Origin of the sequence: Streptomyces musisoli, assembly GCF_016741855.1 — a bacterium.
In the GTDB taxonomy this organism is placed as follows: domain Bacteria; phylum Actinomycetota; class Actinomycetes; order Streptomycetales; family Streptomycetaceae; genus Streptomyces; species Streptomyces musisoli.
Window position 1 is genome coordinate 438,404 of sequence record NZ_JAERRH010000004.1, and the last position, 13,275, is coordinate 451,678.

Here is a 13,275-nt window from a genome sequence, read left to right on the forward strand (position 1 = left end):
ACACCAGTTTGAAGCATGGGGGGCGGCCTGCCGACCCCGCGGGTCGGCTTTTGAGCGTGACTCTCACCTCAACTACCCTTTGTGTCGACATCATTACCCTGCGCACCAGAAGGTGGCACCAGCGATGGCCCGACACACCTCCCCCCAGCACCCCACCGCGCAGCGCGCCCTGGTCGCCCTCGCCGTGGCCGGAGCGGCCCTGGGCACGGGCACGGCGGCGGCCCACGCCGACGCCGGCCCCCAGCCCCCGAACGTGCCGTGGCGGCCCACCTCGCTGGGCAAGATCGACCCGCAGGCGGGTCTGACGGCGCTTTCCGGCGCGACCGGCTACATCACCGGCCCGGTCGCCGGCCTCAAGCCCAACCCGCTGGCGGGCACGGGCGTGGACCCGCTCGACAACGGGCTGGGCACCCAGGTGGCCGACTTCAAGCCGGTCACGTCACAGGCACTGACGACGCCGGTCGCCGAGGCCGAGTCCCTCCGCACCGTGCCGGTGGTGGGCCGGCTCCTGGGGGCGCTGGGCCACTGAGGCGCGCGGAAGGGCCGCGGGGCCGCGTCCGGCATGCGGCCCCGCGTGCCCTTCCGGACTCAGTAGGAAGAGCCCGACGCGCCCAGCGACCCCGTCGGGTGCCAGACCGTCTTCGTCTCCAGGAACGCCGTCATCCGGTCGGTGCCCGGCGTCTCGAAGTAATCCACAGCCTGTGGACGCAGGACCCGCTTCAGGTTGTCGGCCGCCGCGATCTCCAGCTCCTTCGCCAGCACCTCGTCCGCGCCCGCGAGGTCGATCGCGTTGACGTCCTGGTGAGCGGCCAGCGGCGCCGCGATCTCCGCCGTACGGCCCGACAGGATGTTGACCACGCCGCCCGGCACGTCGGAGGTGGCCAGCACCTCGCCCAGGGACAGCGCCGGCAGCGGGGCCTTCTCGGAGGCGATCACGACCGCCGTGTTGCCGGTGGCGATCACCGGGGCCACGACCGACACCAGACCGAGGAACGACGACTCCTGCGGGGCCACGACCGCGACCACACCGGTCGGCTCGGGGGAGGAGAGGTTGAAGTACGGGCCCGCGACGGGGTTGGCGCCGCCGATCACCTGGGCGATCTTGTCGGTCCAGCCCGCGTACCAGACCCAGCGGTCGACGGCCGCGTCGACGACCGCCGCCGCCTTCGGCTTCGACAGCCCCTCCGCGTCCGCGACCTCCCGGACGAACTGCTCCTTGCGGCCCTCCAGCATCTCCGCGACGCGGTAGAGGACCTGGCCGCGGTTGTACGCGGTCGCGCCGGCCCAGCCGCCGAACGCCTTGCGCGCGGCCACGACCGCGTCCCGGGCGTCCTTGCGGGACGACTGCGGAGCGTTGGCCAGCCAGTTGCCCTTCGAGTCCGACACCTCGTACACCCGGCCGCTCTCGGAACGCGGGAACTTCCCGCCGACGTACAGCTTGTAGGTCTTGAAGACGGAGAGTCGCTCAGTCTTTTCGATCTTCTCAGACTTTTCGGTCTTCTCAGACATCGAGGTACGCCTCCAGGCCGTGGCGGCCGCCCTCGCGGCCGAAGCCCGACTCCTTGTAGCCGCCGAAGGGCGAGGCCGGGTCGAACTTGTTGAACGTGTTGGACCAGACGACACCGGCGCGCAGCTTGTTCGCGACGGCCAGGATCCGGGAGCCCTTCTCGGTCCAGATGCCCGCGGACAGGCCGTACTGCGTGTTGTTCGCCTTGGCCACCGCCTCGTCCGGCGTGCGGAAGGTGAGGACCGACAGCACCGGGCCGAAGATCTCGTCACGGGCGATGGTGTGCGCCTGGGTGACGTTCGTGAACAGCGTCGGCGCGAACCAGTAACCCGCAGACGGCAGTTCGCAGGCCGGGGACCAGCGTTCGGCGCCCTCCGCCTCGCCCTGCTCGGCCAGCGCGGTGATCCGGGCCAGCTGCTCGGCGGAGTTGATCGCGCCGATGTCGGTGTTCTTGTCCAGCGGGTCGCCGAGGCGCAGCGTGGACAGGCGGCGCTTGAGGGAGTCCAGCAGCTCGTCCTGGACCGACTCCTGCACGAGGAGGCGGGAACCGGCGCAGCAGACCTGGCCCTGGTTGAAGAAGATGCCCGTGACGATGCCCTCGACGGCCTGGTCGATCGGGGCGTCGTCGAAGACGATGTTGGCGCCCTTGCCGCCCAGTTCGAGCGTGAGCTTCTTCCGCGTGCCGGCGACCGTGCGGGCGATCTCCTTGCCCACCGCGGTGGAGCCCGTGAAGGCCACCTTGTTCACGTCCGGGTGCGCGACGAGCGCGGCGCCCGCGTCGCCGTAGCCCGGGAGGATGTTGACGACACCCTTGGGCAGGCCCGCCTGGCGGCAGATGTCCGCGAAGAAGAGGGCGGACAGGGGGGTCGTCTCGGCGGGCTTCAGGACGACCGTGTTGCCGGTCGCCAGCGCCGGGGCGATCTTCCACGCCAGCATCAGCAGCGGGAAGTTCCACGGGATGACCTGGCCGGCCACGCCCAGCGGCCTCGGGTTCGCGCCGTAGCCGGCGTGGTCGAGCTTGTCGGCCCAGCCCGCGTAGTAGAAGAAGTGCGCGGCGACCAGCGGGAGGTCCGCGTCGCGGGTCTCCTTGATCGGCTTGCCGTTGTCCAGCGTCTCCAGGACGGCCAGCTCACGGCTGCGCTCCTGGACGATGCGGGCGATGCGGAACAGGTACTTGGCGCGCTCGGAGCCGGGCAGCGCCGACCACTTCTGGAACGCCTTGCGGGCGGCCTTCACCGCGCGGTCGACGTCCTCGGCGCCGGCCTGGGCGACCTCGGAGAGGACCTCCTCCGTCGACGGCGAGACCGTCTTGAAGACCTTGCCGTCGGCGGCCTCGGTGAACTCGCCGTCGATGAACAGGCCGTACGAGGGCGCGATGTCGACGATCGCGCGGGACTCGGGGGCGGGTGCGTACTCGAATGCCATGGGGGATCAGTCCACCGTCACGTAGTCGGGACCGGAGTAGCGGCCGGTGGCCAGCTTCTGCCGCTGCATCAGCAGGTCGTTGAGCAGCGAGGAGGCGCCGAAGCGGAACCAGTGGTTGTCCAGCCAGTCCTCACCCGCCGTCTCGTTGACCAGGACCAGGAACTTGATCGCGTCCTTGGTGGTGCGGATGCCGCCGGCGGGCTTCACACCGACCTGGGTACCGGTCTGGGCGCGGAAGTCGCGCACCGCCTCCAGCATCAGCAGGGTGTTCGCCGGGGTCGCGTTGACGGCGACCTTGCCGGTGGAGGTCTTGATGAAGTCGGCGCCCGCCAGCATGCCCAGCCAGGAGGCGCGGCGGATGTTGTCGTACGTGGACAGCTCGCCGGTCTCGAAGATGACCTTCAGCCGGGCGCTCGTCCCGCAGGCCTCCTTCACGGCGACGATCTCGTCGTACACCTTCAGGTACCGGCCGGCGAGGAACGCGCCCCGGTCGATCACCATGTCGATCTCGTCGGCGCCGGCGGCGACGGCGTCACGGACGTCGGCCAGCTTCACGTCGAGGGCGGCACGGCCGGCCGGGAAGGCGGTGGCCACCGAGGCGACCTTCACACCGGAGCCGGCGACGGCCTCCTTGGCGACGGCCACCATGTCGGGGTAGACGCAGACGGCGGCCGTCGTGGGGGTCGTCCGGTCCGTGGGGTCGGGGTGGACCGCCTTGGCGCCGAGCGCCCGGACCTTGCCCGGGGTGTCCGCGCCTTCCAGCGTCGTCAGGTCGACCATCGAGATGGCGAGGTCGATGGCGTACGCCTTCGCGGTGGTCTTGATGGAACGGGTGCCGAGAGACGCGGCGCGCGCCTCCAGGCCGACCGCGTCGACGCCGGGCAGCCCGTGGAGGAAGCGGCGCAGCGTGCTGTCGGACGCGGTGACATCCGAGAGAGCGTGTGCTGTGGGTGCAGTGGTGGGCATGGTCACCAGACGAGCATATCTACGCGCGTAGCATCTGTACACCCCCGCTGCTCATCCCCGGTCCCGAGATCACGGATGAGCGCCGGTTCCCGGGTGGGCGGTCACCTGCCCGGCGCCGTCGTGCAGAATCGGGCCATGACCACCCCGGACCACCCGTCACCCGCGTCCCAGCCTCCGGCGCCCGCCTCCAGGGACCGGATCTACCGCTCGCCCCTGGGGCTGGCGGGCGGCGTGCTGCTGCTCCTGGTCGTCCTCTGGCTGGGCTTCGACGCGCTGTTCAAGGGCCACGGCCGGATCCCGTGGCTGGCGCTGGCCGGCCTGATCCTGATCGTGCCGCTGATCGTCGCCTTCACGCTCCGCCCGGCGGTCTTCGCGAACGAGGACCGGCTGCGCGTGCGCAATCCGTTCCGGGTGATCACCCTGCCCTGGGGCGAGATCGCCGGCCTGCGCTCAGGCTTCTCCAACGAGGTCCTCGCCAAGTCCGGCGCCAAGTACCAGCTGTGGGCCATCCCCGTCTCGCTGCGGTCCCGCAAGAAGGCGGCCCGCCGGCAGCAGCGGGCGGCGGCGGAGGCGGCCCGGGGCGGGACGCCGGGCGGCGGAGGACTCGGGCCGTGGCCCATGGGCCTCGGCGGGTTCAGCCTGCGCGGTCCGGACACCGGTCCGACCCGGGCCGAGACCGACCAGGTCATGGACGACCTGCGGGAACTCCTGGAGACCCGCGGCGAGACCGAGCCGGCGCAGGGGGAGGTCACCGTGCGCTGGGCCTACGAGGTGGCCGCACCCGCGGTCGCCGGAGCGGTACTGCTGGCAATCCTCCTGGCGATGACCTGAGCCCCCACCAGCCACCCGCCGCGCCCCTCCCCCCTCACCAGGGAGCGATTGGCAGGAATGAGCCGCGCTGCAGCCGCCCGCACGCCCCTGGCCTGCGCGTTTCCCCGGGCACTGTGGACCGTATCTGCCAATCACTGGCTGCGAGGGGGGTGGGGGGTGGGGGCCCCGGGTGGGGGCCCCGGGGGTGGGGTAGTGGGCGCGGTGGTGCGGGTCAGATGCCGGCCGTTGTCGACAGGTCCCGCTTGATGGCGTCCAGCAGCTCGGTCGCGCGGGTGCGTGCGGCCGGGAGGCCGGCGGGCGCGGACACCGGCACGACGACCTCCAGGTAGCACTTCAGCTTCGGCTCGGTGCCGCTCGGGCGGACGATGACCCGGGCGCCGTCGAGGGTGTAGCGCAGGCCGTCCGTGGGCGGCAGCGTGTCCGTCCCCCGGTTCAGGTCCTCGGCCCGGGTGACGGGCAGGCCCGCCAGCCGGGCCGGCGGCCGTTCCCGCAGCCGGCGCATCGCGTCCGCGATCAGCGAGAGGTCCTTCACCCGCACCGACAGCTGGTCCGTGGCGTGCAGACCGTGCTCCACGGCGAGGTCGTCGAGCAGGTCGAGAAGGGTACGGCCCTCCTCCTTCAGCACGGACGCCAGCTCGGTGATCAGCAGCGCGGCGGTGATGCCGTCCTTGTCGCGCACGCCCTCCGGGTCCACGCAGTAGCCGAGGGCCTCCTCGTAGCCGTAGCGCAGGCCGTCGACACGGGCGATCCACTTGAAGCCGGTCAGGGTCTCCTCGTAGGGCAGGCCCGCCTTCCGGGCGATCCGGCCGAGCAGGGAGGAGGAGACGATCGACTCGGCGAAGGTGCCCCGCGCGCCGCGCCGGACCAGGTGGGCGCCGAGCAGGGCGCCGACCTCGTCGCCGCGCAGCATCCGCCAGTCGCCGCCGTCCTTGACGGCGACGGCACAGCGGTCCGCGTCGGGGTCGTTGGCGATGACCAGGTCCGGTTCGGTGGCGCGGGCCGCGGCGAACGCCAGGTCCATCGCGCCCGGCTCCTCCGGGTTGGGGAAGGCGACCGTCGGGAAGTCCGGGTCCGGGTCGGCCTGCTCGGCGACCAGCACCGGCTCGGGGAAGCCGGCCCGGGCGAACGCGGCGAGCAGGACGTCCTTGCCGACGCCGTGCATGGCCGTGTAGACCGTGCGGGCGGTCCGCGGGGAGTCCTCGGCCAGGACGGCGTCCGTACGGGCCAGGTAGGCGTCCAGGACCGTGTCGTCCAGGATCTCCCAGCCGCCGTCCGGGCGGGGTACGTCGTTCAGCGAGACGATCGCGTCGATCTCTGCGGCGATCCCCGCGTCGGCGGGCGGGACGATCTGCGAGCCGTCGCCGAGGTAGACCTTGTAGCCGTTGTCCCGGGGCGGGTTGTGGCTGGCGGTGACCTCCACGCCCGCGACCGCGCCGAGGTGCCGTATGGCGAAGGCCAGCACGGGGGTGGGCAGCGGGCGCGGGAGGACGGCGGCACGCAGGCCGGCGCCGGTCATCACGGCCGCGGTGTCCCGGGCGAAGTCGGCGGACTTGTGGCGGGCGTCGTAGCCGATGACCACGAGGCCGGCGTCGGCGGCCCCGTGCGGGGTCCCGTTCTTCTTCAGGTACGCGGCGAGGCCCGCCGCGGCGCGGATCACGACGCCGCGGTTCATGCGCATGGGGCCGGCGCCCAGCTCGCCGCGCAGGCCGGCGGTGCCGAACTGCAGCGTGCCGCTGAAGCGGGCGGACAGCTCCTCGACGTCACCGGCGTCGATCAGCCGCGCCAGCTCGTCACGGGTCTCCTGGTCCGGGTCCTCGGCGAGCCAGGCCTCGGCCCGGGCGATGAGATCGTCGTGCACCTTGGGATCAACCTCTCCTAGTCTTCGCTGAGGGCTCCGCCCCCAGACCCCCCTGCGCCCACCCGCCCGTCCGGAACCGTCGGCCGGAGGCGGGCGGGCGGGACGGCGGGCTACAGCTTGCCCAGCACCTGTCCCAGCAGCTGCCCCATGCGGGCCGCCGAGTCGCGGCCCGCCTGGAGGACCTCCTCGTGGTTGAGGGGTTCGCCGGTCATGCCCGCGGCCAGGTTGGTGACCAGGGAGATGCCCAGCACCTCGGCGCCCGCCTCACGCGCGGCGATGGCCTCGAGGACCGTGGACATGCCGACCAGGTCCGCGCCGATGACGCGGGCCATGCGGATCTCGGCCGGGGTCTCGTAGTGCGGGCCGGGGAACTGCGCGTAGACGCCCTCCTCCAGGGAGGGGTCGATCTCCTTGCACAGGGCGCGCAGGCGCGGCGAGTACAGGTCGGTGAGGTCGACGAAGTTCGCGCCGACGATCGGGGAGGTCGCCGTCAGGTTGATGTGGTCGCTGATGAGGACCGGCTGGCCGGGGCGCATGCCCTCGCGCAGACCGCCGCAGCCGTTGGTCAGCACGATGGTCTTGCAGCCGGCGGCGACGGCGGTGCGCACGCCGTGCGCCACGGCGGCGACGCCACGGCCCTCGTAGTAGTGGGTGCGGCCCAGGAAGACCAGGGCGCGCTTGTCACCGAAGGAGTACGAGCGGATCTTGCCGCCGTGCCCCTCGACGGCCGGCGGCGGGAAGCCGGGCAGCTCGGTGACCTGGAACTCGGCGTCGGGTGCGCCCAGGGCGTCGACGGCCGGAGCCCAGCCGGAGCCCATCACGAGGGCGACGTCGTGGGTCTCGGCGCCGGTGAGTTCGCGCAGGCGCGCGGCGGCGGCGTCGGCGGCGGTGTAGGGGTCGCCCTGGATGTCGTCCGGAAGAAGAGATGCGTTCACGCCGACGAGGGTAACCGGTCTTCGCCTACGCGCGTAGATGACAGAGCCCACGGGAATGCATTCGTTGTCTTGTCGTTTTCCACAAAGGGCGGCGAAAACGGGAGGAACGACCCGGAAAGCGGGAGGGGAACCGGTTCAGCAGGGGCGCTTGCGGAGTTCCATCACATAGTCGTGCGGTGCCCCGGCGGACTCCGCCGCGTCCGCGATCTCGCCCAGGTACCGGGCCGACGGCAGACCGCCCTCGTAGCCGTTGAGGACGTACGTCCAGGCCGCCTCCTCGCCGTCCAGGGTGTGCACGCGCACGCGTACCCGGCGGTAGAGGTCGAGTCCCGCGCCCTCCTGCCCGTCGAGCACCCCGCCCTCCCACCGGTCGAGCGACTCCTCGTCCATGGGTGCGATGTCGTACAGGCCGACGAAGACCTGGGAGAACGGGTCCTCGACGATCGTCGCCAGGGCGCCCTCCCAGCCCAGCTGCTCACCGCCGAAGGTCAGCCGCCAGCCGTTCAGCCAGCCGGTGGCGCGCAGCGGGGAGTGCGGGGCGCGGCGGGACATGAGGCGCGCGTCGAGATTGCCGGCGTACGCGGCATAGAGCGACATGGGGAGAGGGTACGGCAGCCGCACCGTGCGCCCCAGGCGCCCCGGGAACGGTCCGGTGGTGCCCCCGGGCAGTAGCACGTTGAAGCGTGCGGGACAATGGGGTACGTGACTCGGATCGTGATCATCGGTGGCGGACCCGGCGGATATGAAGCGGCGCTGGTGGCCGCTCAGCTCGGCGCGGAGGTGACCGTCGTCGACTGCGACGGTCTGGGCGGAGCGTCGGTGCTGACCGACTGCGTGCCGTCGAAGACTCTTATCGCTACGGCCGAGGTGATGACCACCTTCGACTCCTCCTACGAGGAGCTGGGGATCATCGTCGCCGACGACACCCCGCCGCTGGAGCAGGCGGCCCGGGTGGTCGGGGTGGACCTGGGCAAGGTCAACCGCCGGGTGAAGCGGCTCGCGCTCGCCCAGTCCCACGACATCACCGCCTCCGTCACCCGCGCCGGCGCCCGGGTCATGCGCGGGCGCGGCCGGCTGGACGGCATGCAGTCGCTCGACGGCTCCCGCAAGGTCGTCGTCACCGCCGCCGACGGCACCGAGGAGACCCTCACCGCCGACGCCGTCCTCATCGCCACCGGCGGACACCCGCGCGAGCTGCCCGACGCCCAGCCCGACGGCGAGCGGATCCTGAACTGGACCCAGGTCTACGACCTCACCGAGCTGCCGGAAGAGCTGATCGTGGTCGGCTCCGGCGTGACCGGTGCCGAGTTCGCCGGCGCCTACCAGGCCCTGGGCTCCAAGGTCACCCTGGTCTCCTCCCGCGACCGGGTGCTGCCCGGCGAGGACCCGGACGCCGCCGCCGTCCTGGAGGACGTCTTCCGGCGCCGTGGCATGAACGTCATGGCCCGCTCCCGCGCGCAGTCCGCCAAGCGCGTCGGCGACCGGGTCGAGGTGACGCTGGCCGACGGCCGGGTCATCGGCGGCACGCACTGCCTGATGGCCGTCGGCGCCATCCCGAACAGCGCCGGCCTCGGCCTGGAGGAAGCCGGCGTCAGGCTGCGCGAGTCGGGCCACATCTGGACCGACAAGGTCTCGCGGACGACCGCTCCGGGCGTGTACGCGGCCGGTGACGTGACCGGGGTCTTCGCCCTCGCGTCCGTCGCCGCCATGCAGGGCCGCATCGCCATGTACCACTTCCTCGGCGACGCGGTGACCCCGCTGAACCTGAAGACGGTCTCCTCCAACGTCTTCACCGACCCCGAGATCGCCACGGTCGGCTACACGCAGGCGGACGTGGACGCGGGCAAGATCGACGCCCGGGTCGTCAAGCTGCCCCTGCTGCGCAACCCGCGCGCCAAGATGCAGGGCATCCGGGACGGCTTCGTGAAGATCTTCTGCCGGCCGGGCACCGGGATCGTCGTCGGCGGTGTCGTCGTCGCGCCCCGTGCCTCGGAACTGATCCACCCCATCTCGATCGCCGTCGACAACAATCTGACGGTCGAACAGATCGCGAACGCATTCACGGTGTACCCCTCCCTTTCGGGGTCGATCGCGGAGGTCGCCCGGCAGCTGCACACGCGCAAGGCGAGCGCGGAGGCCTGACGGTCCGGGACGGCTTCCCGCTGGTCACGGGGAGTCGCGGCGAGTGCGGGCGGCATAGTCGGGGCGGGCAGGCTCTATACCACTTCCCGCCCCACCATGCGAACAACTTCTGTTATTCGGCGCAAACTGCTGAAACCAGACGGTCGCTGGGGTTACTGTCAGTTTCGTGTTCGCTGCTGAACGTCGCCAATTGATCCTCGAAATGGTGCGAGCGAACGGTGCCGTGTCGCTCCGTGAACTCGCCCGCGTCGTCCAGACCTCCGAAGTGACCGTACGGCGGGACGTGCGGGCACTGGAGGCAGAAGGACTCCTCGACCGCCGGCACGGCGGTGCGGTACTGCCGGGTGGGTTCACGCGAGAATCCGGCTTCCCGCAGAAGTCTCATCTCGCGACCGCCGAGAAGACGGCCATCGCCGACCTCGCCGCGGGCCTCGTCGAAGAAGGCGAGGCCATCGTGGTCGGGGCGGGAACGACCACGCAGGAGCTGGCCCGCCGCCTCGCGCGCGTGCCGGGCCTGACGGTCGTCACCAACTCCCTCCTGGTGGCCCAGGCGTTGGCCCATGCCAACCGGGTGGAGGTCGTGATGACCGGGGGCACCCTGCGCGGCTCCAACTACGCTCTCGTCGGCTCCGGCGCGGAACAGTCCCTCCAGGGCCTGCGCGTGTCGAAGGCCTTCCTCTCCGGAAGCGGCCTCACCGCCGAACGCGGCCTCTCCACCTCCAACATGCTCTCGGCGTCCGTCGACCGGGCCCTCGTCCAGGCCGCCGCGGAGGTCGTGGTCCTCGCCGACCACACCAAGCTCGGCACGGACACGATGTTCCAGACCGTGCCGACGGACCTCATCACCCGGCTGGTCACCGACGAGCCGCCCGCCCACGACGACCGCGCCGCCACGGAGTTGCAGGCGCTCGCCGATCAGGGCGTGCAGATCGCCGTTGCGGGGGCGAGCGGAAGCCCGGGGGGTGACCAGGTCCCGGCGGGCCGCCGCGCCCCACTGCCGGGACCGCGAAGGGGGCACGTACCGGGCACCTCCGCACTACGGTCCGCCGCGGGCCTGGGAGACCCGACGGCAGCCGAACGGGGGCGCGTCGCGGATCTGCGGCGCCGCTAGGGGCGGTCCCGCGTGGGCCGGGCGCTGCCGGTGGGGCTCGCGGGCCCCACGCCGTCCACGGCCCATGCCGCCTGGGGCCCTACGCCTCGCGCGCCGTCCGTGCCCCAACGACACCCGGCGTCCACGGCCCACGCCGTCCGTGGTCTCGCGCCCCTACGCCTGCTTCGGTCTCACGCCGGCTTCGGCCTCACGCCGTCCGTGGCCTCACGCCGTCCGTGGTCTCACGCCGTCCGTGGTCTCGCGCCGTCCGTGGCCTCACACGTCCGGGACTCGCGCCCCTACGCCGTCCGTGGCCTCACGCGTCCGGGACTCGCGCCCCTACGCCGTCCGTGGCCTCACGCGTCCGGGACTCGCGCCCCTACGCCGTCCGTGGCCTCACGCGTCCGGGACTCGCGCCCCTACGCCGGCCGGGCCCCGCGCTGCCCGTGGCCCCGCGTGCGGCGCGGGCACGGCGCTGACGGATCCGGCCCGTGCCGAGACGTTCGCCGGACACCGGCCGCGCAGCGGCCCGACCGAGCCGTTCCCCACCCTCTTTCACCGCCTGGCCCCGCCACCGCGGTTCGCGGTCCGTCGGGTTCGTGAGGCGTCGGCGGGTGGGGAAAGGCCGCGCCCCGGCGAACCGTCACTGTCGGTTCGCCGGGGCGCGGGGCAGGCGCTCTTGGCCTGGGTCAGTCCTTGATCTCGCAGATGGCGGCGCCTGAGGTGAGCGAGGCGCCGACCTCGGCGTTCAGGCCCTTGATGGTGCCCGCCTTGTGGGCGTTGAGGGGCTGTTCCATCTTCATGGCCTCCAGGACGACGATCAGGTCGCCCTCCTTGACCTCCTGGCCCTCCTCGACCGCGATCTTCACGATCGTGCCCTGCATCGGCGAGGCGAGGGTGTCGCCGGACGCGACCGGGCCGGACTTCTTCGCCGCGCGCCGCTTCGGCTTGGCGCCGGCCGCCAGACCCGTGCGGGCCAGGGACATGCCCAGGCTGGAGGGCAGGGAGACCTCCAGACGCTTGCCGCCGACCTCGACGACGACCGTCTCGCGGCCCAGCTCCTCCTCCGCCTCGGCGTCGGCCGGAGCGGCGAACGGCTTGATCTCGTTGACGAACTCCGTCTCGATCCAGCGGGTGTGGACCGTGAACGGGTCGGCGGAACCGGTCAGCTCCGGCGCGAACGCCGGGTCCCTGACGACCACGCGGTGGAACGGGATCGCGGTGGCCATGCCCTCGACCTGGAACTCCTCCAGCGCCCGCGCGGCCCGCTGCAGGGCCTCCTCGCGGGTGCGGCCGGTCACGATCAGCTTGGCCAGCAGCGAGTCCCAGGCCGGGCCGATCACACTGCCGGCCTCCACGCCCGCGTCCAGGCGGACACCGGGACCGGAGGGCGCGTCGAACCGGGTGACCGTGCCGGGGGCCGGCAGGAAGTTGCGGCCCGGGTCCTCGCCGTTGATCCGGAACTCGAACGAGTGTCCGCGCAGCTGCGGGTCGTCGTAGCCGAGTTCCTCGCCGTCGGCGATGCGGAACATCTCACGGACCAGGTCGATGCCGGCGACCTCCTCGGTGACCGGGTGCTCGACCTGGAGACGGGTGTTGACCTCCAGGAAGGAGATCGTGCCGTCCTGCCCGACCAGGAACTCGCAGGTTCCGGCGCCCTCGTAGCGCGCTTCCTTCAGGATGGCCTTGGAGGCGCGGTACAGCTCGGCGACCTGGGCCTCGGACAGGAACGGCGCCGGGGCCTCCTCCACCAGCTTCTGGTGGCGGCGCTGAAGCGAGCAGTCACGGGTGGAGACCACGACCACGTTGCCGTGCTTGTCCGCCAGGCACTGCGTCTCCACGTGCCGCGGGCGGTCCAGGTAGCGCTCGACGAAGCACTCGCCGCGGCCGAACGCGGCCACCGCCTCACGCACCGCCGACTCGTACAGCTCCGGGACCTCTTCCAGGGTCCGGGCGACCTTCAGACCCCGGCCGCCGCCACCGAACGCGGCCTTGATCGCGATCGGCAGGCCGTGCTCCTCGGCGAAGGCCACGACCTCCTCGGCACCGCTCACCGGGTCGGGGGTGCCGGCCACCAGGGGGGCGCCGGCGCGCTGGGCGATGTGCCGGGCGGCGACCTTGTCACCGAGGTCGCGGATGGCCTGCGGCGGCGGGCCGATCCAGATCAGCCCCGCGTCCAGCACGGCCTGGGCGAACTCGGCGTTCTCCGAGAGGAAGCCGTAGCCGGGGTGGACGGCGTCCGCGCCGGCCTCGCGGGCCGCGTTCAGTACCTTGCCGATGTCCAGGTAACTGGTGGCCGGGGTGTCACCGCCCAGAGCGAACGCCTCATCCGCGGCGCGGACATGCAGAGCGTCCCGGTCCGGGTCGGCGTAGACGGCCACGCTCGCGATCCCGGCGTCCCGGCAGGCCCGGGCCACGCGGACAGCGATTTCGCCACGGTTGGCGATGAGCACCTTGCGCACGATTGAGGCTCCCTCCTTGAAACAAGCCGAGTTTAGGGACTGCCGACACGGCACTTCGA

The 13,275-nt window shown here is 72.2% G+C and carries 11 protein-coding genes; 4 read left to right on the top strand and 7 right to left on the bottom strand.

Going from position 1 to position 13,275, the window contains the following annotated elements; genetic code table 11:
- Positions 1 to 124: 124 nt before the first annotated feature.
- Positions 125 to 529, top strand: a complete 405-nt coding sequence (locus tag JK361_RS14615; protein WP_201817190.1) for a hypothetical protein — start codon at positions 125 to 127, stop codon at positions 527 to 529.
- 59 nt (positions 530 to 588) lie between these two features.
- On the opposite strand, the gene JK361_RS14620 is transcribed toward JK361_RS14615, so the two are convergent.
- Genes JK361_RS14620 through deoC form a run of 3 tightly spaced genes read right to left on the bottom strand, consistent with a single transcriptional unit; the run spans position 589 to position 3,898 of the window.
- Entirely contained in the window at positions 589 to 1,509 is a 921-nt protein-coding gene (locus tag JK361_RS14620; protein ID WP_201817192.1) for an aldehyde dehydrogenase family protein, read from the bottom strand.
- Complete coding sequence (locus tag JK361_RS14625) at positions 1,502 to 2,932, bottom strand: aldehyde dehydrogenase family protein (RefSeq protein ID WP_201817196.1); 1,431 nt, start codon at positions 2,930 to 2,932, stop codon at positions 1,502 to 1,504. Before JK361_RS14625 ends, JK361_RS14620 begins: the two co-directional genes overlap by 8 nt.
- Before the next feature lie 6 nt (positions 2,933 to 2,938).
- Complete coding sequence (deoC, locus tag JK361_RS14630; RefSeq protein ID WP_201817624.1) at positions 2,939 to 3,898, bottom strand: deoxyribose-phosphate aldolase; 960 nt, start codon at positions 3,896 to 3,898, stop codon at positions 2,939 to 2,941.
- Between the two features lie 135 nt (positions 3,899 to 4,033).
- On the opposite strand from deoC, the gene JK361_RS14635 reads away from it, so the two are divergent.
- Positions 4,034 to 4,729 carry a PH domain-containing protein gene (locus JK361_RS14635; protein ID WP_201817199.1) on the top strand — a complete coding sequence of 232 codons (696 nt, stop codon included), beginning with the start codon at positions 4,034 to 4,036 and terminating at the stop codon, positions 4,727 to 4,729.
- A gap of 211 nt (positions 4,730 to 4,940) precedes the next feature.
- On the opposite strand, the gene JK361_RS14640 is transcribed toward JK361_RS14635, so the two are convergent.
- From JK361_RS14640 to JK361_RS14650, 3 genes are all read right to left on the bottom strand, one after another.
- Positions 4,941 to 6,587 carry a phospho-sugar mutase gene (locus JK361_RS14640; RefSeq protein WP_201817202.1) on the bottom strand — a complete coding sequence of 549 codons (1,647 nt, stop codon included), beginning with the start codon at positions 6,585 to 6,587 and terminating at the stop codon, positions 4,941 to 4,943.
- A gap of 110 nt (positions 6,588 to 6,697) precedes the next feature.
- Positions 6,698 to 7,522, bottom strand: coding sequence for a purine-nucleoside phosphorylase (locus JK361_RS14645; RefSeq protein WP_201817205.1), 825 nt, complete (start codon positions 7,520 to 7,522; stop codon positions 6,698 to 6,700).
- 135 nt (positions 7,523 to 7,657) lie between these two features.
- The gene (locus JK361_RS14650) at positions 7,658 to 8,119 is read right to left on the bottom strand and encodes a gamma-glutamylcyclotransferase family protein (protein WP_201817208.1); all 462 of its coding nucleotides are present in this window, start codon (positions 8,117 to 8,119) and stop codon (positions 7,658 to 7,660) included.
- Between the two features lie 96 nt (positions 8,120 to 8,215).
- Here JK361_RS14650 and JK361_RS14655 point away from each other — a divergent pair, with 96 nt between their 5' ends.
- Both JK361_RS14655 and JK361_RS14660 read left to right on the top strand, forming a co-directional pair.
- Positions 8,216 to 9,664 (top strand): NAD(P)H-quinone dehydrogenase, encoded by a 1,449-nt coding sequence (locus tag JK361_RS14655; protein WP_201817211.1) that lies wholly within the window; start codon positions 8,216 to 8,218, stop codon positions 9,662 to 9,664.
- Between the two features lie 166 nt (positions 9,665 to 9,830).
- Positions 9,831 to 10,775, top strand: a complete 945-nt coding sequence (locus tag JK361_RS14660) for a DeoR/GlpR family DNA-binding transcription regulator (RefSeq protein ID WP_201817213.1) — start codon at positions 9,831 to 9,833, stop codon at positions 10,773 to 10,775.
- 668 nt (positions 10,776 to 11,443) lie between these two features.
- Here the strand turns inward: JK361_RS14660 and JK361_RS14665 are convergent.
- Entirely contained in the window at positions 11,444 to 13,216 is a 1,773-nt protein-coding gene (locus tag JK361_RS14665; RefSeq protein WP_201817215.1) for an acetyl/propionyl/methylcrotonyl-CoA carboxylase subunit alpha, read from the bottom strand.
- Between the last annotated feature and the right edge of the window lie 59 nt (positions 13,217 to 13,275).

Bases quoted from the DNA above. Each gene is read 5' to 3' on its own strand.
- JK361_RS14615 (WP_201817190.1), top strand. From the start codon at position 125: ATGGCCCGACACACCTCCCCCCAGCACCCCACCGCGCAGCGCGCCCTG.
- JK361_RS14620 (WP_201817192.1), bottom strand. From the start codon at position 1,509: ATGTCTGAGAAGACCGAAAAGTCTGAGAAGATCGAAAAGACTGAGCGA.
- JK361_RS14625 (WP_201817196.1), bottom strand. From the start codon at position 2,932: ATGGCATTCGAGTACGCACCCGCCCCCGAGTCCCGCGCGATCGTCGAC.
- deoC (WP_201817624.1), bottom strand. From the start codon at position 3,898: ATGCCCACCACTGCACCCACAGCACACGCTCTCTCGGATGTCACCGCG.
- JK361_RS14635 (WP_201817199.1), top strand. From the start codon at position 4,034: ATGACCACCCCGGACCACCCGTCACCCGCGTCCCAGCCTCCGGCGCCC.
- JK361_RS14650 (WP_201817208.1), bottom strand. From the start codon at position 8,119: ATGTCGCTCTATGCCGCGTACGCCGGCAATCTCGACGCGCGCCTCATG.
- JK361_RS14655 (WP_201817211.1), top strand. From the start codon at position 8,216: ATGGGGTACGTGACTCGGATCGTGATCATCGGTGGCGGACCCGGCGGA.